Origin of the sequence: Rhizobium sp. YAF28 (genome assembly GCF_052113285.1) — a bacterium.
Taxonomy (GTDB): Bacteria; Pseudomonadota; Alphaproteobacteria; order Rhizobiales; family Rhizobiaceae; genus Rhizobium.
In genome coordinates this window covers 24,085-45,710 of sequence record NZ_JBFRCX010000021.1, presented here as the reverse complement: position 1 = coordinate 45,710, position 21,626 = coordinate 24,085, and the positions used below count along the sequence as shown (strand labels likewise).

Below are 21,626 nucleotides of genomic sequence, written 5' to 3'. Positions count from 1 at the left end.
CGGTTTGCCGCGATTTCAGGATCATGGCATCATGAAGATGAGGAACAGTTCATGAAAGCTATGATCCTGGAGGCAATCGGGATGCCCCTGCGTCCGGTCGACCGGCCGGATCCCGTGCCCGCAAAAGGACAGTTGATGCTGAGGGTCGAAGCCTGCGCGGTGTGCAGGACGGATCTTCATGTCTGCGACGGCGATCTTCCGAACCCGAAGCTGCCGCTCGTTCCCGGCCATGAGATCGTCGGCATCGTCGAGGCTGTCGGGGAAGGAATAGCGCCGTCGCGCATGGGGCAAAGGGTCGGCGTGCCCTGGCTCGGTCATACATGCGGCTGCTGCTCGTTTTGCAGGAGCGGAGAGGAAAATCTTTGCGATGAACCGCAATTTACCGGCTATACCCGCGACGGAGGCTTTGCCACCCATGTCGTTGCGGATGCCGATTATGCCTTTATGCTCGACAGCCAGGCCGATCCCGTCGCCCTTGCCCCGCTCCTCTGTGCCGGCCTGATCGGCTGGCGTTCGCTGAAGAAGGCCGGCGACGGCAAGAGGATCGGGCTCTACGGGTTCGGCGCGGCCGCGCATATCATCGCGCAGATCTGTCGCTGGCAGGGTCGCGATGTCTATGCGTTCTCGCGCTCCGGCGATGTGGCGGCACAACGCTTCGCACTCGGTCTCGGCGCCGTCTGGGCGGGAGGCTCGGACGAGCGCCCGCCCGTCGCGCTCGATGCGGCGATCATCTTTGCGCCGGTTGGCGAACTCGTGCCGGCGGCGTTGAAGGTGGTGCGAAAGGGAGGCCGGGTCGTCTGCGGCGGTATCCGCATGAGTGATCTGCCCGCAATGCCCTATGCGCTGATCTGGGGCGAGCGAAGCGTGGTTTCGGTCGCCAATCTGACGCGGAAAGACGCCGAGGAATTCTTCCCCGTCGCCCGCCAGGCAGGTGTGCGCACGCACACGAAAACCTATCGGCTTGCAGATGCAAATGCGGCGCTCGACGATCTGCGTGCCGGCCGCCTGAGCGGAGCGGCTGTCCTGACACCTTGAAGGACACGGCTATCGCGAAGCGGCAATCGCGGCATCATCCGAATTCGCTCGATGCTGTACGACCCGAAACGGGCAAAGAACTGCACCGAAGAGAAGTCGCGTCGTGCCTTTGACGAGCTCGGCCGTCGCCTTGAGCGGGATCGAACCCCGGATCAATCAACCGAAACCACCAAACATATGCCGGAGATTCTGCAGGTCCACATATGCGATAAGGCCTGGCGGTTACCCGCCAAGCCTTCTCGGGTCCTTCGAATGCGGAAGGTAGATATTACGGCGACAATTCCTCCAGGACGCGCCCCTTGGTTTCGACCGCGAAGAGGGCCGTTACCAGGGCGCCGACCAGCAGGATTGCTGCGAAGGCGCCGAATACATACTGGATGCCCATCGATGACATCACCCATCCTACCGCGATAGGACCGGCAGAGGACCCGAGACGCAGCCAGGCGCTGCCTGTGCCCGTGCCAATGGCACGAAGACGGGTCGGATAGATCTCCGCCGAATAGAGGTAGAGCGAGAACGTTACGGTCTGGACGATGGCGTAGGCGAGGCCGGCGAGGATGAGAACCTGTGTCGCCGACGTCGCACCCAGCCAGGCGAGGATGACGAGCGGGATCGGTGCGATCAAAAGGGCGCCTGTATACCAGCGCTTGCGGCCGACTTTGTCGATGAGCAGTGCGCAGATAACGGCCGCAATTACGCCACCGACCGAGGTGACAAACCCGTAAAAAATACTGGTTTCAAGCGGCAGGTTGAACGTCTGGCGATAGAGGGTCGGAAGCCAGGTGATCGTGCCATTGGCGACCATATAGGCGCAGAACCACATGGCCCAGATCGACAGCGTGCGCTTCAGGTAAATGCCCTGGAAAAGTTCGCGCCAGTCGGATCTGCGGCGGGCAGGAGCGGCCACGACTTTCGGCTCCGGCAGTTCCTTGCCGCCGGCACGGGCGCTGTTCTCCAACTTGGTGACAATACGATCGGCTTCCTCATAGCGGCCGTTGGCGACCAGCCAGCGAGGTGATTCATGGAGGAACCAGCGCAGGGGGATCATGAGGATTGCAGGGATCAGGCCGACGACAAACATCGCCTTCCAGCCGTAGACTGGGACCATGAAGTAGCCGATCAGGCCCGCGCCGACGAGGCCGAGAAGGAACATGACCTCATACAGCAAGAAGAAGCGGCCGCGCCCCTTCGAGCCGATCAGTTCGTTGATATAGGCACTGGCGACCGGAACTTCGCCGCCGGTTCCGATGCCTTGGACGAAGCGGAATGCCATCATCATGCCGGCGCCGGCTGCAAAGAGGCATGCGATGTCCATGCTGACGAATAGCAGGATCGTAAATAGCAGCACTTTCAGGCGGCCGATCCGCTCAGCGAGCCAGCCAAAGCAGACCGCGCCGATCAATTGTCCGAGGTAACCCATCGACAGGATCATTCCCGTCTGTCCTGGCGTCAAACCCCATTCGCGGACAAGAACCGGCATCGCATAGGCGATGGCGATCACGGTGTAACCGTCAAAGAATGTCGCGGCGCCGACGATGTTTCGGGCCCAGAACACCTCCCGGGTCACTGGCAACCGTTCAAGGCGGGCGCTGATTTCTGCTTGTGGATCGACAACCGGTGACGGCGCGGTTATGCGCTGTTCCATATTCATGTTTTCCTCCCTATGCCCGGCCCTCTCCCGGCCTGGCTTCGAACCTACACGTTGGATGGCTCACTTCAGGATCCTTTGGGTGCGGCTGCGGATCCGGAAGCTCTCTCGTCGGCGAAGTATGCACGGCGTAACAGACCGTGCGACTGCGGGCGGCGCGTCACTCCCGATGCGACCGCAATTTTCCTCCCCGAAGAAGACGCCCCCGTTCGAACGACGGGGGCGTTCTCAATCATTCCGCTGCGATCAACTGCTCGACCCGACCGATGCCCGCGGCCTCGAAGGCGGCGAAGATTTCGGCCTCTGCCTTTTCGCCCAGATTCTTCAGCGGCTCGCGGATGGTGGCATGGTCAAGCACACCACGATGGACGAGGCCGAGCTTCAGGGCCACGGTTCCTTCCATATGGGAGCCACGGTGATAGACGGCACGGGTGACCGGAAGGAGACGTTCGAAGATCTCGCGGGCTTGCGGATAGTTTTGCGCCTTTCCTGCCTTGATCAGGTCGATCAGCAGCTCCGGTGCAATATTGCCGTAGCCAACAAGCAGGCCGTCAACGTCGAACATGGTCGGCAGCAGCCATTCGTCATGGCAGCTCAGGATCTGCAGGTTCGGGTTGGCCTTCTTGAGTTCCGGAATCTCGACGTACCAGCGCTTCATGTTGCGGACGCCGTTCTTTGTGGCAACGACCCCGTCCTGGGTCGCAATCGCAAGCTGCGTGTCGATATCGTAGGAAGCCTTTGTGGCATCCGGATACTGGAACAGGATGCACTGCAGGCCTGATTCCTGCCAAATCGCCTTGTAGCGATCCTGCGGCGCGCCTTTTTGAAAGCCGAAACGCAGCCAGCCGTGGTTCGGATAGACGAGCGCGCCGGTCGCACCGGCAGCCTTGCACTTCTTGGCTTCTTCCGCCGCAACCCTGGTGCCCTCACCGGTGATACCTGCAATGATGGGAAGTTGACCATTGACGGCTTCAACATAGGTGCGGATGAGCTTCAGGCGCTCTTCCTCAGTCAGGAACGTACCTTCGCCGGCATGGCCAAGAATGACGAGGCTCTTCACGCCGTCCATGCCGGCAAGCCACTTGGCGATACGGGCATTGGCCGCGTAATCGACCTCTCCGTCGCGGGTGAATGCGGTGACGGGTGCCGGGCTCAGGCCTCTCAAATCCATAGCTTGCATCGGGGTATCTCCTCCTAGATAGCCGCTGTTCGCCTGTGCGATCAGCGATGGGATCGTTAATGGGAACGTTCCCACTATCGTTTCCGATTTTGCTGGAGTCAACATTTTTTTTAATGCATGCTTAGGGCCTCAATCGCGAGAGCGCTGCAGATGGGAAAAAGTGAAATGGATTCAAAGGCCGAAGAAGGCAACCGCCAGACACGCGTGACCATCTTGGATGTTGCGTCGGCCGCAGGCGTTTCCAAATCCACGGTATCACGCATCCTCGACGAGCGGCTTCCCCGGTCCGACAACGAAACGTCGCGCCGCGTTCGCAAGATCGCGCAAGACATGGGTTATGTCCGAGATGTCTCGGCTGCGAGCCTGAGGCGCGGCAACACGATGACGGTCGGCGTGATTGTTCCCCGGCTAACCGATACGGTCATGGCGATGCTCTACGAGGCCCTGGCGAAGGCGTGCAGCAAAAGCGGTCGCTTTGCCATTGTCGCGACGACCGATGACAAGCCCAAAGCCGATCGACTTGCCGCCGAGTCACTTCTAAAGCGTGGCGTTGACGGATTGATCCTCTCGACCGCGCGCGAAGACGATGACTTCCCTGACGAGCTGGTGGCCCGGGGCGTGCCGCTTGTCCTGGCTCTGCGGACCGACGGTCGGAGCCTTTCTTCGATTGGGGACGACCGGCTGGGTGGTTATCTGGCGACGCGCCACCTCCTGGACCTTGGCCACCGTCGTATCGGCGTGATCGCCGGTCCTTCATACGCCTCCAGCGCGCTCGGACGCGTTGAAGGCTACAGGCAGGCACTGGAAGAGGCAGGGGTATTGCTCCGTCCGGACTGCATTGTTCCGTCGACCTTTGGAATCGACACGGGAGCAGATGCGGCCGAGCAGCTCATGCGCTTGGAAGATCGTCCTACGGCGATTTTTGCCGTGAACGACAATACCGCGATCGGCGCTCTTTCCGGTCTTTCGCGCCTTGGGATTTCCGTACCCAACGATGTTTCGGTCGTCGGATATAACGATATCCCTATCGTCAGCCATCTTGCGACCCCGTTGACGACACTGCGCGTCCCCTTTGAGCAGATCGCGTCCAACGCTTTAGATCTGCTCACAAGTGGCGCTGTTTCGGCAGAGGACCGGATCCGCGTTTCGGCGCCGACCCTCATACCCCGAAAGTCGTCCGCAAAGCCCCCCGCCTCCATTGCAACGCGATGAAGTCGCTGATCGGCCGGCAGTTCCAGTACTACATTCGGGGACCGCTCCTAACGAGCTCATTCCTCGTTTTCTCAAGCAGCTCGGCCGCTTGGGGAACGGGAGCCAGCATCTGCCATTGCCAAAGGTGACTGCATTACTCTTGTTTTTCTTCGGGCAAGTGGGTTATACCGCCCGCGCCCTTAGAATCCCCATGTTGGGGGGGCTCGAAGAACAGGAAGTTTTCATGAAAGTTTTCAAGTCCCTTACGGTTCCCGGACTGCTCACGGTACTCGGCCTGATCGCGACGCCGGCATTGTCCGCGCCGACCACGTATCCGCTGACGCTCGACAATTGCGGCGCGAAGGTCACCATCGCCAGGGCTCCGGAGCGAGCCATCGGACTTGGCCAGAACAGCGCGGAGATCATGCTGCTTCTCGGTCTGGAAGACAAAATGGCCGGCACCGCATTCTGGCCGAGCAAGGTTCTGCCGCAGCTCGCCGAAGCCAATGAGAAGGTTAAGCTTCTGTCTGTCGAGTTTCCGACCTTCGAGTCGATTCTGGCGCAGAACCCGGATTTCGTGGCAGCGGCCTTGCCAAGCCTGATCGGACCGACGAGCAAGGTCGCCAAGCGCGAGGACTTCGACAAGGTCGGCATACCAAGCTACATTTCGCCCAGTACCTGCCTCAGCACCGAAAAGGTCAAGAACGAGTACGGCAGCCGCGACCAGCTCTGGAACATGGATCTGCTGTACAAGGAGATCGACGAGCTTTCGCAGATTTTTGACGTCGCCGATCGTGGTCAGGCGCTGATCGCCGACTTCAAGAAGCGTGAAGCGGCATTGCGTACCAGCGTGTCCAAGGATGGCAAGCAGCTTTCCTACGTCTTTTGGTTCTCCAGCCAGTCTCCTTCCGCAGACGCCTATCTCGGGGGCAAGAACGCCGCATCCGGCTTCATCGCCGATCTCCTCGGCGGCAAGAATGCCGTCACCGCGGAAGCCGAATGGCCGACACTCGGGTGGGAAAGCATCATAGCCGCCAATCCGGATGTCATCGTCGTGGCCAATCTCGACCGCAACCGCTGGGAACTCGACAAGCCGGAGGCCAAGATCAAGTTCCTGAACAGCGATCCGGCCGTCAGCCAGATGCCGGCGGTGAAAAACAAGGCAATCGTCGTCATGGACGGCCAGGCCATGAACCCGACGATCCGCACCATCTACGGCGCCGAACAGGTGGCCGAACAACTGAAAGCGCTCGGCCTGATCAAGTGACCGCCCCGAACCGCTCCCTCCAGCAGGCTGCCCCCTTCGGCGCCCTCCTGTTGGCCTCCCTTGTGGCGGTCGGCCTGGTCGTCGGCATCAGTGTCGGGATTGGCGACCTGCCGATCCCGCTTACCACGACCTTTGCCGCCGTCACGAACAGGCTGGGATGGACGGCGGTGGAACTCAACCGCATCCACGAGACCGTGATCTGGGATTATCGGCTCAGCCGCGCGCTCGTGGCCGCTTTCTGCGGCGCGGGACTGGCTCTGTCGGGTGCGATCATGCAATCGCTGCTTCGCAACCCGCTGGCCGAGCCCTATGTGCTCGGTATCTCCGCCGGCGCGTCCACCGGCGCAGTCGCCATCGTCATTCTCGGCGTTGGTGCAGGTGTGGTTTCGCTGTCGGCCGGGGCTTTTGCCGGCGCGTTTGCGGCATTTTTTTTTGTGGCGCTGCTGTCCAACGGTACGCGTGGCGGCGCTGACCGGACAATCCTCGCAGGTGTTGCCGCTTCGCAGCTCTTCAACGCCGCCACATCCTATGTGGTCACGACTTCCGGCAATGCGCAGCAGGCTCGCGACGTCATGTTCTGGCTGCTCGGCAGCTTCGGCGGCGTGCGCTGGCCGGAGTTCATGCTGGTTTCCGGCATCGTCGGCTTCGGGCTTGTCGTCTGCCTGTTCTATGCCAGGGTTCTGGATGCTTTTGCCTTCGGTGATGAAGCAGCCGCATCTCTCGGTGTCAACGTCGGAAGGGTCCGCATCGTGCTGTTTGCGCTTACCGCAATGATGACGGCCACGATCGTCAGCATGGTCGGCTCGATCGGTTTTGTCGGTCTGGTCGTGCCGCATGCGGCGCGCTTCGTCGTCGGTCCGCTCCACATCCGGCTTCTCCCAGCCTGCGCCATTGTCGGCGCAATCTTCATGGTGCTTGCCGACATTGCCTCGCGCGCGCTCATCCCGCAGCAGGTCCTACCGATCGGGGTCGTCACGGCGCTGGTTGGCGTTCCCTTCTTCTCCGTCATTCTCTACCGGTTCCAGCGCGCATCATGAGCATCAAAGCCGAAAACCTCGTCTGGAAAATTGGCAGGAAGACCATAATTGATGGCGTCTCCTTCGAAGCGCCACCGGGAAAGATGCTCGGCCTTCTTGGCCCGAACGGCTCTGGAAAGACGTCGCTGCTGCGGCTTCTGGCCGGCCTGAAGCGGCCCAATTCCGGGCGAATCTCGCTCGATTTGAGGGACATAGGGACAATCGGACGCCGCACGATCGCGCAGCGCGTCGCCTTCGTTGAACAGAATTCGACAACAAACGCCGATCTGAGGGTCGTGGATGTCGTCAAGCTCGGACGCTTTCCGCACCGCTCGATGTTTTCCGGCTGGACGCTCACAGACGATCAGGCGGTTGAGGAAGCGTTGAAGCGGGCCGGCATGACCGGCAAGCGACATGATCGCTGGCAGAGCCTGTCCGGTGGGGAGAAGCAGCGCGCCCATATCGCAAGAGCTCTGGCGCAGTCGCCAAAAGAACTGATCCTCGACGAACCGACCAACCATCTCGATATCCAGCACCAGATCAGCCTCATGCGGCTCGTCTCCGGTCTGCCGGTCACCAGCATCATTGCCCTGCACGACCTCAACCATGCGGCCATGTTTTGTGACGAGCTCATCGTCATGCAAAGCGGAAAGATCGTTGCGTCCGGCACACCGACCGAAGTCTTGACCGAAGAGGTCCTCAGGGATGTTTTCTCGGTGGATGCGCGCGTCGAAGCCTCGCCCTATCACGCCCGGCCGCACATCCACTATCTCCGTTGACGACGCAGCGTGCCTGAGGCACGGAGCTGCCGGCTTGCAGACCGATCGGCTCGTTTCACACATCCCCGATTTCAGCTCGCGCACAGCTTCTTCAGCGCCCTCTCCACGCCCTTGCGAAGGGCGGCCGAAATCTCGGGTTCGAAGGTCGTGACAACGTCACCAAACTCTCCCCCTACCTCGATGATATCGATCGAACTTGCGTTCGTTATGCAGGTGGCAAGATTTGCCTGCAGGTGAATTCGGGCCTTTGCTGAAAAGCCGCCCTGGAGAGGGGCATCATCCGACGTCTTGCATGCGAGCGTGCCGAGTGCGTTTGCTTCGGCCAAATCGCCGTTCACTCTGATCTCGATCGTGTCGATTTTGACGAAGTCGAGCTCGTCGATGCCCAGTTCGACCTTGACGCCCAAAACCTCCTGCCTGACCTTCAAAGGCTTGCAGGGCTGAGCGGCCTCGATCGCTCGTTCGAGAACATTGGCGGCGGATGCCGGCGAACTGAAGGATGATGCGGCAACAATGATCACGCTTAGCGCCATGCACCTCAGATGGCGCCGACCGTTCCGGCAAATCACGACCTGACGCTTCATGTCGCAGGTCAGGCCAGATCCTGTCTTCGAACGAATATCGAAATGGTCGACACGCATACTCTTTCCTCAAGCCGAAGTGTGTCTGCGACATCAGAATACAATGTCTCTATGCAAAGGAAAGAATGTTGCATCAGATCATCCCCTGCGCCGTTCGTTTGGATGGATCGAGTTCTTATCAACGGAGTGAGGTCGCTGCGAGCGAGACCGTCAGGATCTGACGCTCCCTGCAGGCAAAGTGCAGGCGGGCAGAGCAATGCCGCGGGATTCCGGCACTGTCTCTGCCCGTCCTCGACCAGCGCGGCCGGTCGATTTCCTTGGCGCCTCTTCCAAACCTTCGCGGAGCAGCTGGATGGCCGCTCGGCCCTCCGTCAATGCGTCATGGGGGGCTTTGACTTCCTTTCCGTCCACTGCGGCGGAGCGCCGTACTTCGAAGCGAGCACGCCAAGCAGTCCGGGTGCGCGGCCGAACGCATCACAGGCAGCATATTTCGGCTTTCCGCCGAGCCAGGAGCGGGCGCGCTGCCTCGACGGAAGCGAAAGGTTCAGTCCCTTCGGTTCCTTTCCGGCGATCAGCACCCGTGAGAAGTCGCCGGCGAATTTCGCTGCGAGACCATAGGCGTCCCCGACCTCGGAAACGCGGGGATTGTCCTGAATGGAGTTTGCGCCACGCGCCCATAGCATTGCGGCATTTTGCATTCCCGTGGCGTCGGTAGCTTCGGCTTCGATCGACAGGCTGCCAAGGCCGAAGGGGAGGCGCGGTACGCTCACAGGCAGGGCAAAGCCCGAACCGACGCTGACGACGGTCGCGACCCCGGCAACTGCCTTGTTGGTGGGAACGATGTCGGCGACAACCGAGCGAACGGTCAGATCTGCCGGCTGACCGGCCGGGACCATCTGGTATTTGTCACTCAATGAAACGCACAGCGCCCGGTCGAGAGCATTGGAAACCAGGGACCGATCGGCTTCGGACTTGATTTTGGACGCAGCACTGAAGGAAAAGACGGTCGGGACGATGGCGACGGTCTTTACCCGTGCCAGCTTCGGCCCGTCGACATAGAGCCGCCTCTTGGCGAGCGTCCCCTTCGACGGACCAAGGTTCCCGTAGGAGGCAAGCGTTCCTGCTTCCTTGAGCGGCACGGCAGCGCATCCCGAAACGGTTGCCGTTGTCAGCAAGGCAATAAATCCAAGGAGCGATGCCCTGGATGGCTGGTTGAAAAATTGACGACGTGAATGCGAATTGCTGGGCATGTATCTCGTTGGCCTCCGATCATGACGATGACCGGACATTCGGTGCGAACAATTGCGACACAATTACATGGCCCCACTTGCAGCATCTTAGAGCTGAATCGATAGGTTTGTTCCCGACGGACCGCTTTCGATGCCGACTTTTCCGTCATGGTTTCGGTGATCTGCTTGACGAGGCTAAGCCCCAGACCCCCCGCCTCGCATTACACGCAAAAAAGCAAATCCAGTCATGTTTCCGCAATTGTCGGAGCCCAAATGGAAAAGCGTTCACCTGGAAACGGCAGGGCATGACCTCATCCGACCTCAACTTTTGGAACAGGGCTATGACTTCGAAACGGACGGCAAGAGCAGCTGCGGCGCTGGTGGTTATCGGATCCATGCACATTGCCTTCGTGATGCTCGAGGCGGCATGCAGCACGCCCGACGGCGGGCAATGGCTGATCATCCTCATCTTCAGATGGGACGAAAGGATCGTCGATGTCTGGACAGGCAAGGTGCGGATGGCCGAGATGAAACTGGGTCCCGTCCTTTTTGACCCTGCAAGGATCGGCATGCACCCATGACGCGCAAGACCATGCTTCACCTGCTCGCAAACCTGTTCTTCGCGACGATCCTGTTCGGAGCCCTTCTCGGCGGTCCGATCGTGATGCTCATTTTGATTTCGGAACGGCTTGCGCTGTGACGATGGCGAAACGCCAGGTAGAATTTTCCGGTACGCAGCGTTTGTGCGAACCTGCGCTGCTGCGGACATGCCGCATGATCCCATCTGGTGACGGCTATGCGGAGACATACCGCCCGGCGCGCTTAACAAATCAAAATATATCTCGTGATGACTTTGCCGAGCGCGTTGGAGAATATCGCGACAACATCACCACCGGCGGAAGGGCATGGCCACGTTCCGCTCGCTCAGTTTTATCCCTCGATCACGACCTGCCATCAGAGGGTCATACTCACGCAAAGGAACACGTAATGCCCACAGCTCGCTTGCCAGGCGACCTCTCTTCTTGCCGATTTTTCATGCCATTGCTTGTCCTTGCAATTTTCGCCGGCGCACCGGCGCGAGCCGAAGAACCGCTTTCCAGCGTCATTGCCGACGGCAAGCCGTGGGAGATGGTCGTCGTCAAACGAAAAGCCTCAAACATCCTCGTGTTTCGTCCCGACGGCGGTGGAACCATCAGCGACAGCCTGGTGAGCATAAGTCCGACGTGGAGGGCCGCTCCGGACGGGATTTGCAGGCCGCGGCCGGGGGATGACGAAAAATGCCTTCGACTGACCCGGACCAAAGCCGGCATCGAAGCGTCACAGAACGGCAAGACCGTTTGGGTGCTCAAGCGATGAAGCGCACTCAAGCAATTAGGTTTTCGGTGTCGGCAGCAGGTGGGAGCATATAGCCATTGATGCTCCGTTCTCTGAATCCGACCTCGTCCTGTTGTGGGAGGGCTGATCGGACTCTGCGCCATCGCGGGGGCGATCCCACAAACATCGGTCACATCACTCCGTGAGGAAACGACTTCTCAGAGTCTCCTCCGGCGAAGGTGGCAAGATATCGGAATAGAAATAGATATATGTGTTCGAGCCGATTGCTCACGCGACGATCTCAAGATTGCCACGGACATCAGCTCCGGTAATCGAAGCGGCACCCTTTGCGCGCTCGTCTTGTAGCGCTTAAAAGCTCCGAAAATCCAGGTGATTATTGATCTCGGGAGCATCTATCCGATAAGTGAAGCAATCGAATACGGATTCGGCTACTTGCCATCGGCAGGAGACCCGAGAAAAAGGTAGAAATGCGCTACTTCATTACGGGAACGGCAGGCTTCATTGGCTTTCATCTCGCCCGCCGGCTGTTGCAGGATGGGCATGAGGTAACAGGCTTCGACGGACTGACGCCCTATTACAATGTCAGGCTGAAGGAAATGCGTCATGCCGCGCTGATGCAATATCCTGCCTTCCGTCCAGTCGTTGCCATGCTCGAAGACAAGGCAGCGCTGGAGGCCGCCGTTTCGGCAGCAAAGCCGGATGTTCTCATTCATCTGGCCGCACAAGCCGGTGTGCGTTACAGCATCGAAAATCCGCAGGCCTATCTGCGTTCGAACATCGAGGGTTCCTGGAACATTCTGGAGCTGGCAAGCCGTATCGAGCTTCGCCATCTCATGCTCGCCTCGACCTCCTCGATCTATGGCGCCAATCGGACCGTCCCCTTTCGCGAAACCGATCGCGCCGACGAGCCACTGAGCTTCTATGCTGCCAGCAAGAAGTCGATGGAGTTGATGGCGCATAGCTATTCGCATCTCTACAGGATTCCGACTACGGCCTTCCGCTTCTTCACCGTCTACGGCCCGTGGGGCCGGCCCGACATGGCGCTCTTCAAGTTCGTCAAGAACATGATCGAGGGTAAGCCAATCGAGGTATACGGCAAGGGAAATATGAGCCGCGATTTCACCTATATCGACGATCTGGTTGAGGCGGTGGTCCGGCTGTCTGACGTCATTCCCTCGGAAGCCGACCGCCTCGCGGATACCAGAATTGAAACCCTTTCGCATCAGGCCCCCTTCCGCATCGTCAATATCGGCGGCGGGCAACCGGTCAGCCTCATGGACTTCATCGAGAAGGTCGAGAATGTAATGGGGCACGGAGCAAAGCACGTCATGCTTCCCATGCAGAAGGGCGACGTGCCCCGCACCTTTGCAAGCCCCGACCTTCTCCTGGCCCTCACGGGCTACCAGCCGAACACACCTTTAGAAATAGGCGCCAGGGCTTTCGTCGAGTGGTATCTCGAAGCCAAGCAGGAGCTCGGCACGATCGATATGTAAGCTGCTGAGGGCTATCGCGATGCGCTGATGCGCTTGAGGCAGTAGGAAAAGTGAGCATCCGGCTCGAGCGTCAGAAATTCGAAGCGCCAGCCGTACTCCACGCAGAACTTGTTGACCGCCTCGACAACCCCATAGACGACGGGTTTGACCGTGTTACCCGTGCAGAAATCGTGACCTGCGATTCTGCCATCCGGCTTCACTTTGCGGTCCGCCAGCAGGAGCTCTTCCCATGTGAGCTCGAAGGAATGATCGGTGTCGATATAGACCCAATCGAACGTGCCGTCGTCGAACTGGGACAGCATATCGAGCGACGTGCCCTGGCGAATGACAACGCTGCCGGCGGCGATCTCCTGTCCGAATTTGCCATTGATGAGTTGAAGACCTTCTGAGTATCGGTCCATATTCCAGGGATCGATGAGATAGAGCCGCTGCGGCTGATTGCGCGCAACGATCTCCTCGCTAAAGGCGCCCTCCGCAACCCCCAACTCAGCCACGATCCCACCTTTCGGCAGATTGTCCAGAAGCTTGCCGCGATCGGGAAGCAACTTTGCTTCTTCCGTGTGGGCGTAATCCAGAAATGTCCGGGGGGTGCTCTGCCGAAGGGCCGCTCGCTGCTCTCGCGTCGTCATTTTCGCTCCGATTTTTTTCAACCGCACCTCTACAGAGAATGCCCGCTATGGGGAAGAGCGGCGCCCCCAAGCAAATTGCACAGAAACTCAAAAAGAGGCTTGCGGTTCTTTCTCAATATCGTTAGAGACGCTGCACCGAACGATGACACAGAGCATCGAGGGCGATTAGCTCAGTTGGTAGAGCGCCTCGTTTACACCGAGGATGTCGGGAGTTCGAGTCTCTCATCGCCCACCATATTTTCTATCAAATTTTGGTATTTTTGCAACGATTCCAATCACTTGCTGGTGATTGCGACTGCCGGAATCCCCTCACCTTACCGACCAATTCGACCTTTGATTCTAAAGCGAATCCCGGAACGTTCCCCTCACCTTTTTGTTCAACGATATCGACGGGTTTCGTGATTGAGAACTTGAAGGCGGTTCGAGAGCGAACCCGTAGAAGCCCGAGGTCGGTGGTTCACTCGGCAGCACCTGCTTCCTTCAAGGAAATCAGAAACCTACCGAAAAGCACCCCCCCTCACCCGCCGTGTACGTCAGCTCGAAAACGCAGAACAAACGCGAATGGCGGGGAATATCCGCGCAGTCCGTTCGCGAAATCTTCAGGCAATATCGTCGTTACCGTCTGCCTAGATCTCCTTAGGCACGGCCTTGGGCGCGAGTACGCCATTGCTGGACCCATAAATCCAATGCGTAATGCAGGTAGATATTCGATAGCACGGATTCCTCGCGTTGATGCGACGCGACGGCCATCCTCAATCGTGCCCGCTTTCAGCCATTTGTGGATCAGACGTATCAGACGGCGGTCACCTACTCGATGTGACAGGAAACGGAGCATCCACTCGTGATCGATTTCATCGAAGAACGAGCGAATATCCGCGTCCAGTATCCAGTTGATCTCGCGCTTGTCGATCCCAACCCACAAGGCGTCCAGCGCGTCATGCTGGCCCCTTCCTTGCCGGAACCCGTATGAGAAGCCGAGGGTAACTGATGGCTACACAGCGTGGCGCACATTGCATGGCGCAGCCCATGTCGGATGCATGGCTCACTCCAGGCGGCGCTCGTCGAAGCCCTCAAAGGCGAGAAAGAATGGCGGCGGCCCGCCGGAGCAAGCTCTCAGGTTCTTCGAGCAGCTCTACCGGATCTAAAGGCAGGGGCGAGAGATAAAGCCCGAGGCCGGTGAAACGCAAGCCGACTGCATTCGCCGCTTCTGGCAAGGTCAATGACCCTTGCCTCAACCAGCCCGCAGAGCTCAAGTAAATGATGCCAGTCACGCCCATTGCTTGCCAAACGCGACGCATCCAGGCAGAGAACGGCGCCCACATTGCCCAGCGACGAGTTTATCAAATCCTGGGCGAGCGACCGTTCCGCTAGCAGAACGGCCAAGGACATCATCGATAACTTCAACGTCTCGGAATCCGCGCCGGCGGGCCTCATCGACCAGCTCATACTGCCGCCGCTGGCTCTCAAGGTTGTGTTGGACCTGGAGCCCCGGTCAGCACGAGGGGCCAGGCCTCTGCCTACCCACACACGAGACATAGCCAATAATCGCTCCGGCAGTGATGCCTCTGCGCCACACAATTGCTTTTTATGATTGGGACAACCGTCGAAACCTTCGTGGCCTCTGTTGAGAATGCTAGCCAGCAAAATCATGCTGACCTTCATAAGGAGGTACTTTGAATGGCTCTGAACTATTTCAAAGGGCGGCCACTGCTTCCTGCCCTCACACTCTGTCTTGGCGCGGCACTCCTCGCAGGTGTCGCCGTCCAAAACTACATCACATCGAAGAAAATCTCGAACATCAAGCTTGAGAACAGGCAGTTGTCTGAACAGAACGAGCGGCTTTCGGAGCAACTGACGAGGCTGAGCGATGCGGTCAGCCAATTGGGCAAACTGCCACTGGCTTATGCAGAGACACCGCAAGGGCTGAAACTCGTTCCCGCCGAATTCGGCGTAACGAAAGACGACCTGGATTTCTTAAAGCGTTTCCGCGGTCCTCTCCTCGATCTGAATACAGACTTCAAAAAGCTCTCTGCCGATCAGATAAAACAGCTTCTTCAAATTCGCATTGTGACAGAATTTGAACGCGACCCCCAAAACCTGAAGTTGGGAAAGACAAAACGCCGCGCGCTAATCACGTTTGCGATGTTGCGAGTAAACGGTTCGATGCCCACTTATGAGGTCAGGGATGCGGTGCCAAATGACTTCAGGAGTATGGTTCTTGGAACCAGCGGAAACTGCAGCGACTTCACAATTCGTGTGATGATCGTCGCGGAAGCACTCGGGCTAAAAGCTGCTCTCATCTCGGCCAATACGCCAGCGCTTCCAGGGCACGTCTTTGCTGATGTCTACGATCCGGAAGAGGATACAGCATATATGTTGGACTCCAATTTCGATGTACGAATTGCAAGAACGCACACGGGCGGGCGTGGCTTCTTCGAAGCCCTGTTGACCAGCAGTGTCAACGAACAGGAAGTCCTCTCGGAAAAAGCTAAAGTGAAGGCGCTCCCAGTTTACTTCCGCTTTATTGATCCGGGCGAAAAAGGCCTTTATGGCACGCCACTGACGGCGAGTTATGTCAACGCAATCCGTAGCGAGCGGGAGGAAACCTGGCGTCGGTGGACTTCCGAAGATTTGGATGACCTGGTCGCCTGGTGGAAGCGCACACCAACCCATAGGCCTCGCACACTAGCGGAATTTAACGAATTCTTGCCCGACATACCCTCTGCTTTTAACTCGTCAGGCGACTATGCAGAACGCCTGCGAAAGGTTGCTGGTGTTAATTTCGAGGTCGCTGGAGGCGAGCCTCGGTAGTGTGGCGGTTACTACGTCGCCAAGGATAGCTCTACGCCCAAGAAACCGGCAGCGGCGGTCAAAAGAATCGGGCAGTATTGCCGAAGACCGTGCAGTCAACTATGAAGCCACCGATCTCCCGCGCGGATCTCAATTGACTAGAGTCTGGACACGGTCATATACCGACGCTCCAATTCCGGCCGATACGGGCGCAGGCGAAGTATTTATCCATTTTCCAGCATACAGTTGGCGACCGATATGCAAGATAGAACCATTGCCGTCTTAGTTCCCTGTCACAATGAGTCGCTAACAATTACGGCCGTGGTTAAGGGCTTTCAGTCCGCCTTACCTGACGCGACCGTCTATGTTTTTGACAACAACTCATCCGACGAAACTGTTCTGCGCGCGCGGGCCGCGGGCGCAATCGTCAATAACGTCCGCGAACAAGGCAAGGGAAACGTCATTCGCCGCATGTTTGCAGATATTGAGGCAGACATTTACGTTCTTGTTGATGGCGACGACACTTATGACGCATCTGTTGCATCTGTGTTGGTGAACGAGCTTACGTCAAAGGGCCTTGATATGGTGGTTGGATGCAGACGGTCCGATCATAACGCGGCGTATCGGCCAGGCCATCGCTTTGGAAACAAACTCTTAACGTCCTGTGTCGCCACCCTTTTTGGGCGTCAGTTGACTGACATGCTGTCGGGCTACCGCGTATTTTCACGGCGCTTTGTGAAATCGTTTCCTGCGCACGCTGCCGGATTTGAAACAGAGACTGAACTCACAATTCATGCGCTAGAATTGCGGATGCCTGTTGCCGAAATAGATACAGTGTACCGAGCGCGACCGGCTGGCTCGACCAGTAAGTTAAATACTTATCGGGATGGTTTGCGAATATTACTGACCATAGGTCGGCTATATAAAGCGGAGAAACCGCTGCCCTTTTTCGCGTCTGGCTTCATAGTTTGCATTTTCGTCGCGCTCGTTTTAGCCGTGCCCTTGCTGGTGACGTATCTCGAAACTGGGCTTGTACCCAGGTTGCCGACCGCCCTTCTTTGCGCGTCAATAACGTTATTCGGAATGCTGTTGCTGACATGTGGGCTCGTTTTGGACATTGTCACGCGTGGCCGCACCGAAACGAGACGATTGGCTTATTTGTCGATACCAGGCTCGTGGAGGATCCATTCGAATGACTGAGCCGCTTTTCCTCCGCTTTGGCCTTGTTGGTATTATCGGATTTACGGCGTCCGGTTCGATGCGGCTTGGCGATTGATTTTGCTTTGGAAAATGGTGGGTGTTCAGACCTACCCATGGTTGGGGAACCTTGTGATTACACAAAATCAAGAAGAGCCGAGGCGAAGCTTTATCCTTTCCGGGTTGAACAAACGCGAAGCCACGCGATACGCGGTCATCATAGTGCCGTTTATGTTCGGATTATATGCTGTTTACTTGGGCGCTGATGCGAACTGGGACCTATACAACTATCATCGATATGGTCCATTTGCGCTCCTGAATGGTAAGTTCGGAATGGATCTGGGAGCGGGCGGCTTCCAAGGGTATTTCAATCCTTTTTTGGATTTTTTGCCCTATTGGCTGAATGAGTATCTTCCTTCGCGCTTGTCAGCCTTTCTACAAGGTACCATGCACGGGCTGGCTTTTGTGCTCGTTCTTGGGATAGCGCGCCAGGTATTGACGGCGCTCGCACCGGAGGATCAGCATAGGCTGCCTATTTTACTCGCGCTTGCCGGATGCCTCACCGCAAACTTCCGTTCCGAAGTTGGCAACGGCATGGGAGACAATACTACCGCACTCTTGGTTTTGAGTGCCGTATATTTGATCGTTTCGCAATGGAGAGTGCTCGACCACTTCGGCCCGAGAGCCATATGCTTACTTTTTCTCTCAGGGATATTAGTAGGGCTGGCTGTTGGCCTGAAGCTCACTAACGCTACCTCTGCTCTGGCGATCTGCCTTTCTCTGCTTGTGTGCAGCCCGGGCGGGAATACGAAGAGGATTTGCACCAGCTTTCTATTTGGGGTCGCCGTACTCGCCGGCTTCTCGGCATCGGGTGGGATCTGGATGTTCCTGATGTGGAAGGAGTTTGGAAATCCGCTCTTTCCACAGTTCGGCAATCTCTTCCCTAACCCTTTGGCCCAGCCGATAAATGTTGCCGACGTGCGCTGGCTGCCACGTGGAATTATAGAGTACGCAACGTGGCCATTTATTCTTTCAATAAATTCGCGCCGCGTGGGCGAATTGCACGTTTATCAGATAATTTGGTCTGTCGTTTATGTTTTTCTTATCGCTTGGATCTGCCAGTCGCTGTGGCGAAGACTTGCGAGACGTCCTGGAAGGCCAATGGACGCCCGCTCAAGGTTCATAGTAGTCTTCGTCTCATCTGCTTTCTTTATCTGGATGATTGTTTTCAGCATTTACAGATATACTGTTGCTTTCGAGGTTTTGTCGCCGCTTGCCACATTCATTCTTCTTTTCCAACTGTATCCTTATTTGCGCGCCCGTCGGATCTGCGCCTGGGTTCTCACATTTGCTACAGCAATTGTGGTAATTGGCGGTCGCACATGGGGCCATGAAGGCTGGGCGTATCCCCTATACCACACGAACCTTACTGCCCTAGAACAACCCGAAAGGGCGACGGTCCTCCTTGTATCCAAAACCAATCCTTTGGGTTGGTTGTCGACGTTGTTTCCGCCGCAAACTGCCTTTCTTGGCATCAAGGGCAGCTTTCCTGAAACGGAGGTTTATGCGGATCGCGTGCGCGACACGGCGCGAAACCGTGGTGGCCCCATCTATGTGTTTACGAATGGCGAGGACAACCGGCACGCCTTGGAGATGCAATACTATAACGATATGGCAAGTAGACTAGGTTTGACGCGGACACCAAGCGGCTGCGACTTTTTACGGTCCGTTGTGGATCGCATGCATTTTCGCGCGACTGTCGATCCGATCGAGAATAGCGACCAGCTTTGCCGAATTGGGGACCGTCCGTCGGACGTCATTGATGTCGATCTCTCAAATCGCAATTACATACGGTTTGCCTCGGAAGCGGTGGCGGCGTACGGATTTGAGATAGAGGCGAATTCATGCAAGCCGTTTACCGCAGGTATCGGAAGCGGAAAGAAGGCCTTCCAGTACTGCCGCGCTAAATTGCCCTAAACCCATCAAACGAAATTCCGTAGAACACACCTCAGACCCCAGGATGCACTAGGTGGTTGATCCCAGACTTTGATAGTGAAATCCTATCCATTGAACGGAGGGAGGCGCTAGGGGCCGTCCTGCGGACCCTTATCGGCGTGTGCATGTCCTGATCAAGCGTGACGGCTGGCCCGTTGACCCGAAGCGAATCTATCGCCTTTACAAGGAGATGGACCTGCAACTCCGCAACAAGGTTCCCAAGCGTCGGGTCAAGGCGAAGCTGCGGGCCGACCGCACGGAGCCAACGCACTCCAACCAATTCTGGGCCATGGATTTCGTTCATGACCAGTTGGCTACCGGCCGCAAGATCAGGGTTCTGACGGTCGTCGATACCTTCTCCCGCTTCTCGCCGGCGGTCGATGCACGCTTCAATTACAAGGCTGAGGATGTGGTTCAGACGCTCGAGCGGGTGTGCCGCCAGGTCGGGTATCCAACGTCGATCCGCGTCGATAATGGCAGTGAATTCATCTCGCGAGATCTTGATCTCTGGGCCTATCACAAGGGCGTCGTGCTCGACTTCTCGCGACCAGGTAAGCCGACCGACAACAGCTACATCGAGAGTTTTAATGGCAAGTTCCGCGCCGAATGCCTGAACGCCCACTGGTTCATGAGCCTTGACGACGCACGGGCAAAGATGGAGGATTGGCGTAGAGACTTGTATGAGGCGGGTTTTGTCAATCCATGGCAGTGCCTTCCGAAGAGTTCGACTCAATTCCTTTTTGAAGTTTGCAATCGTCTGGCTGCTCTGGCGCCGCTGGTGCCTCCACTTGTATCCGGTCGAAGCTTTGCCCCGGACCATAATCCCGATTCATGGTGGCCAGACGTCTGCATGGAAGCACGGTACCAAACTACAACTCGGCCGATGATTGCCCTCTCTACGCACGGTAGCCGCACTTGCCGTCAACTGCCCGTCGGCAGATGATCCTTAATCAGCAGCGGTCGATAGCGTGGCTCCTTCAGGAACCACACCGTCTTCTATGAATCGCCAAAACGCTATTGCCAGTTTACGAGCCAGAGCGACGATGCCTACCTTCCCAGATCGGCTTCCGCGCCCCGAGAAGCGAGAACGATACCACTGCGTCAAATGGCTTTGTGGCTGGTATTTGAGCCAACACCACGCAAGTTCGACAAGCATGACGCGCGCCTGTTTGTTTCCCGCCTTGCTTGATCGCGTGACACTTCTCCACTGGCGTAGGGACTGGGCGCCAATCCGAGATAAGATGCCAGATGCTTTCGGTTTCTGAAGGTTCGGTGGAATACTTCAGCCACCAGATGTGCAGCGCCGACTTCACCGATACCACTGAGCTGCTTCAATATCCTGATCTTCTGGCCGCTATTGATCGACCCTTCGGTGCTGCATGCTTCAATGCGCTCCTTTTCCAGAGTCTTGAGCTGTGCATGAACGACGTCAAGCCGTTCAAATTGGCGGCAGAGTTCACGTAAAAGAAAACGACCAAGCTCTCTGCCATCCCCTGTGCGGATGTTCGAAAGTGCATCTCTCCAGCGCCCTCCCCATAGGCCGGGCACTGAACGGACACCGTGAAGGATCAAGAGAGCTCGAATCCGGTTAACGTGGCGTGTCCGTTCCTTCTTCAATTGAGTGCGTTCTCGGGCGAGGCGTTTTGCATCCTCCTCCTCGGGCGTGGGCAGTCGAACCGGGCGGCAGACAGATTTGTCGCCTAGGAGGTAAGCCTTCAGCGTGAACGCCATTGCCTCGACGTCAATGCGATCTGTCTTCGCACGGCGCCCTCGTCGCGAGACCAGAAAGCTCGAGGGATCCAGTATCGTCGTGTCGATGCCATGATCGAGAAGAAAGCGGGCCAGCCAGAACCCATCATAGCCCGCCTCAAAACAGACACGCATGCGGCATGTGAGGCCTTCCGACCAGACATCTCCTTCAATTTTTGCTTCGATTCTCGAAATCGCACCGAGCAACGCGTCGGCATCACCACCGGCAATCGCCATTGTCTGGACCTTCTCGGAGCCAGGCAGCAAAAACCCAACGAGCCAAGTTCTCTGGCTCAATTCCAATGCAATATAGCAGTCGTTGACGGCATCCGCGCTCATGGTCATCCTCCGTAGCGAAAGCGGAGGTCGAACTATCAAGGTCCGCGGTGAGCTTGCATAGGATCTACAACGAGTTCCGGCCACACAGCGCGATCGGCACCAAGGTGCCGATTTTGCTCATGAACGGCTCATCGGCACCCCCGCCGACCAGAGCCTTAACCCCGGAAAACTCC

General features: G+C 57.5%; 18 protein-coding genes, 1 tRNA gene and 4 pseudogenes. 15 read left to right on the top strand and 8 right to left on the bottom strand.

Translation table 11 applies throughout. The features are described 5' to 3' along the window. Nucleotides 1–51 precede the first annotated feature (51 nt). Entirely contained in the window at nt 52–1,035 is a 984-nt protein-coding gene (locus AB4Z13_RS31435; RefSeq protein ID WP_442207662.1) for a zinc-dependent alcohol dehydrogenase family protein, read from the top strand. Nucleotides 1,036–1,303: 268 nt separating this feature from the next. Here the strand turns inward: AB4Z13_RS31435 and AB4Z13_RS31430 are convergent, their stop codons facing one another. Together AB4Z13_RS31430 and AB4Z13_RS31425 are read right to left on the bottom strand one after the other, a co-directional pair. Next, nucleotides 1,304–2,686, bottom strand: a complete 1,383-nt coding sequence (locus AB4Z13_RS31430) for an MFS transporter (RefSeq protein WP_442207661.1) — start codon at nt 2,684–2,686, stop codon at nt 1,304–1,306. A 229-nt stretch (nt 2,687–2,915) separates the two neighbouring features. Next, the gene (locus tag AB4Z13_RS31425; RefSeq protein WP_162747948.1) at nt 2,916–3,863 is read right to left on the bottom strand and encodes a dihydrodipicolinate synthase family protein; all 948 of its coding nucleotides are present in this window, start codon (nt 3,861–3,863) and stop codon (nt 2,916–2,918) included. Between the two features lie 165 nt (nt 3,864–4,028). Here AB4Z13_RS31425 and AB4Z13_RS31420 point away from each other — a divergent pair, with 165 nt between their 5' ends. The 4 genes from AB4Z13_RS31420 (at nt 4,029) to AB4Z13_RS31405 (ending at nt 8,116) form a co-directional block, all read left to right on the top strand. After that, nucleotides 4,029–5,075: a LacI family DNA-binding transcriptional regulator gene (locus AB4Z13_RS31420; RefSeq protein ID WP_113321252.1), complete on the top strand. Its 1,047-nt coding sequence runs from the start codon at nt 4,029–4,031 to the stop codon at nt 5,073–5,075. 223 nt (nt 5,076–5,298) lie between these two features. Beyond that, entirely contained in the window at nt 5,299–6,321 is a 1,023-nt protein-coding gene (locus AB4Z13_RS31415; protein ID WP_113321251.1) for an ABC transporter substrate-binding protein, read from the top strand. Next, nucleotides 6,318–7,358 (top strand): FecCD family ABC transporter permease, encoded by a 1,041-nt coding sequence (locus AB4Z13_RS31410; protein ID WP_442207660.1) that lies wholly within the window; start codon nt 6,318–6,320, stop codon nt 7,356–7,358. The genes AB4Z13_RS31415 and AB4Z13_RS31410 overlap by 4 nt, the downstream gene beginning before the upstream one ends. Beyond that, nucleotides 7,355–8,116 carry an ABC transporter ATP-binding protein gene (locus tag AB4Z13_RS31405; RefSeq protein WP_442207659.1) on the top strand — a complete coding sequence of 254 codons (762 nt, stop codon included), beginning with the start codon at nt 7,355–7,357 and terminating at the stop codon, nt 8,114–8,116. Before AB4Z13_RS31410 ends, AB4Z13_RS31405 begins: the two co-directional genes overlap by 4 nt. 71 nt (nt 8,117–8,187) lie before the next feature. On the opposite strand, the gene AB4Z13_RS31400 is transcribed toward AB4Z13_RS31405, so the two are convergent. Then, entirely contained in the window at nt 8,188–8,523 is a 336-nt protein-coding gene (locus AB4Z13_RS31400) for a hypothetical protein (protein WP_442207658.1), read from the bottom strand. A gap of 545 nt (nt 8,524–9,068) precedes the next feature. After that, on the bottom strand, nt 9,069–9,947 hold the full coding sequence (locus tag AB4Z13_RS31395) for a DUF3313 domain-containing protein (RefSeq protein ID WP_442207657.1): 879 nt from the start codon (nt 9,945–9,947) through the stop codon (nt 9,069–9,071). A gap of 284 nt (nt 9,948–10,231) precedes the next feature. On the opposite strand from AB4Z13_RS31395, the gene AB4Z13_RS31390 reads away from it, so the two are divergent. The 4 genes from AB4Z13_RS31390 to AB4Z13_RS31375 all read left to right on the top strand — a co-directional run bounded on the left by AB4Z13_RS31390 (nt 10,232) and on the right by AB4Z13_RS31375 (nt 12,754). Beyond that, nucleotides 10,232–10,507 carry a hypothetical protein gene (locus AB4Z13_RS31390; protein ID WP_442207656.1) on the top strand — a complete coding sequence of 92 codons (276 nt, stop codon included), beginning with the start codon at nt 10,232–10,234 and terminating at the stop codon, nt 10,505–10,507. Next, nucleotides 10,504–10,626 carry a hypothetical protein gene (locus tag AB4Z13_RS31385; RefSeq protein ID WP_442207655.1) on the top strand — a complete coding sequence of 41 codons (123 nt, stop codon included), beginning with the start codon at nt 10,504–10,506 and terminating at the stop codon, nt 10,624–10,626. The genes AB4Z13_RS31390 and AB4Z13_RS31385 overlap by 4 nt, the downstream gene beginning before the upstream one ends. Nucleotides 10,627–10,628: 2 nt before the next feature. Then, nucleotides 10,629–11,282 (top strand): hypothetical protein, encoded by a 654-nt coding sequence (locus tag AB4Z13_RS31380; protein WP_442207654.1) that lies wholly within the window; start codon nt 10,629–10,631, stop codon nt 11,280–11,282. 446 nt (nt 11,283–11,728) lie between these two features. Next, a complete protein-coding gene (locus tag AB4Z13_RS31375; RefSeq protein WP_442207653.1) occupies nt 11,729–12,754 on the top strand; it encodes an NAD-dependent epimerase/dehydratase family protein in 1,026 nt (341 codons plus the stop codon). An 11-nt stretch (nt 12,755–12,765) separates the two neighbouring features. Here the strand turns inward: AB4Z13_RS31375 and AB4Z13_RS31370 are convergent, their stop codons facing one another. Beyond that, complete coding sequence (locus tag AB4Z13_RS31370; RefSeq protein ID WP_442207652.1) at nt 12,766–13,383, bottom strand: class I SAM-dependent methyltransferase; 618 nt, start codon at nt 13,381–13,383, stop codon at nt 12,766–12,768. A gap of 159 nt (nt 13,384–13,542) precedes the next feature. On the opposite strand from AB4Z13_RS31370, the gene AB4Z13_RS31365 reads away from it, so the two are divergent. Next, nucleotides 13,543–13,618 (top strand) — tRNA-Val (locus AB4Z13_RS31365). A gap of 419 nt (nt 13,619–14,037) precedes the next feature. Here the strand turns inward: AB4Z13_RS31365 and AB4Z13_RS31360 are convergent. Next, nucleotides 14,038–14,362, bottom strand: a pseudogene (locus AB4Z13_RS31360) (reverse transcriptase domain-containing protein); the annotation flags it as partial. A 4-nt stretch (nt 14,363–14,366) separates the two neighbouring features. Between AB4Z13_RS31360 and AB4Z13_RS31355 the strand changes: the two are divergent. Further along, nucleotides 14,367–14,597 (top strand): annotated as a pseudogene (locus tag AB4Z13_RS31355) (IS66 family transposase); the annotation flags it as partial. Between the two features lies 1 nt (nt 14,598). Here AB4Z13_RS31355 and AB4Z13_RS31350 read toward each other — a convergent pair. Further along, nucleotides 14,599–14,866 (bottom strand): annotated as a pseudogene (locus AB4Z13_RS31350) (recombinase family protein); the annotation flags it as partial. A 194-nt stretch (nt 14,867–15,060) separates the two neighbouring features. Between AB4Z13_RS31350 and AB4Z13_RS31345 the strand changes: the two are divergent. The 4 genes and pseudogenes from AB4Z13_RS31345 to AB4Z13_RS31330 form a co-directional block, all read left to right on the top strand. Next, complete coding sequence (locus AB4Z13_RS31345; protein WP_442207651.1) at nt 15,061–16,194, top strand: hypothetical protein; 1,134 nt, start codon at nt 15,061–15,063, stop codon at nt 16,192–16,194. 237 nt (nt 16,195–16,431) lie between these two features. Then, nucleotides 16,432–17,373 carry a glycosyltransferase family 2 protein gene (locus AB4Z13_RS31340; RefSeq protein WP_442207650.1) on the top strand — a complete coding sequence of 314 codons (942 nt, stop codon included), beginning with the start codon at nt 16,432–16,434 and terminating at the stop codon, nt 17,371–17,373. A gap of 129 nt (nt 17,374–17,502) precedes the next feature. After that, nucleotides 17,503–19,347, top strand: coding sequence for a hypothetical protein (locus AB4Z13_RS31335; protein ID WP_439017351.1), 1,845 nt, complete (start codon nt 17,503–17,505; stop codon nt 19,345–19,347). A gap of 130 nt (nt 19,348–19,477) precedes the next feature. Next, nucleotides 19,478–20,038 (top strand): annotated as a pseudogene (locus AB4Z13_RS31330) (DDE-type integrase/transposase/recombinase); the annotation flags it as partial. Between the two features lie 428 nt (nt 20,039–20,466). Here the strand turns inward: AB4Z13_RS31330 and AB4Z13_RS31325 are convergent. Then, nucleotides 20,467–21,453 (bottom strand): IS110 family transposase, encoded by a 987-nt coding sequence (locus tag AB4Z13_RS31325; protein WP_442207649.1) that lies wholly within the window; start codon nt 21,451–21,453, stop codon nt 20,467–20,469. Nucleotides 21,454–21,626: the final 173 nt, after the last annotated feature.

Bases quoted from the DNA above. Each gene is read 5' to 3' on its own strand.
- AB4Z13_RS31435 (WP_442207662.1), top strand. From the start codon at position 52: ATGAAAGCTATGATCCTGGAGGCAATCGGGATGCCCCTGCGTCCGGTC.
- AB4Z13_RS31430 (WP_442207661.1), bottom strand. From the start codon at position 2,686: ATGAATATGGAACAGCGCATAACCGCGCCGTCACCGGTTGTCGATCCA.
- AB4Z13_RS31425 (WP_162747948.1), bottom strand. From the start codon at position 3,863: ATGCAAGCTATGGATTTGAGAGGCCTGAGCCCGGCACCCGTCACCGCA.
- AB4Z13_RS31420 (WP_113321252.1), top strand. From the start codon at position 4,029: ATGGATTCAAAGGCCGAAGAAGGCAACCGCCAGACACGCGTGACCATC.
- AB4Z13_RS31415 (WP_113321251.1), top strand. From the start codon at position 5,299: ATGAAAGTTTTCAAGTCCCTTACGGTTCCCGGACTGCTCACGGTACTC.
- AB4Z13_RS31405 (WP_442207659.1), top strand. From the start codon at position 7,355: ATGAGCATCAAAGCCGAAAACCTCGTCTGGAAAATTGGCAGGAAGACC.
- AB4Z13_RS31395 (WP_442207657.1), bottom strand. From the start codon at position 9,947: ATGCCCAGCAATTCGCATTCACGTCGTCAATTTTTCAACCAGCCATCC.
- AB4Z13_RS31390 (WP_442207656.1), top strand. From the start codon at position 10,232: ATGACCTCATCCGACCTCAACTTTTGGAACAGGGCTATGACTTCGAAA.
- AB4Z13_RS31385 (WP_442207655.1), top strand. From the start codon at position 10,504: ATGACGCGCAAGACCATGCTTCACCTGCTCGCAAACCTGTTCTTCGCG.
- AB4Z13_RS31380 (WP_442207654.1), top strand. From the start codon at position 10,629: ATGGCGAAACGCCAGGTAGAATTTTCCGGTACGCAGCGTTTGTGCGAA.
- AB4Z13_RS31375 (WP_442207653.1), top strand. From the start codon at position 11,729: ATGCGCTACTTCATTACGGGAACGGCAGGCTTCATTGGCTTTCATCTC.
- AB4Z13_RS31370 (WP_442207652.1), bottom strand. From the start codon at position 13,383: ATGACGACGCGAGAGCAGCGAGCGGCCCTTCGGCAGAGCACCCCCCGG.
- AB4Z13_RS31345 (WP_442207651.1), top strand. From the start codon at position 15,061: ATGGCTCTGAACTATTTCAAAGGGCGGCCACTGCTTCCTGCCCTCACA.
- AB4Z13_RS31340 (WP_442207650.1), top strand. From the start codon at position 16,432: ATGCAAGATAGAACCATTGCCGTCTTAGTTCCCTGTCACAATGAGTCG.
- AB4Z13_RS31325 (WP_442207649.1), bottom strand. From the start codon at position 21,453: ATGAGCGCGGATGCCGTCAACGACTGCTATATTGCATTGGAATTGAGC.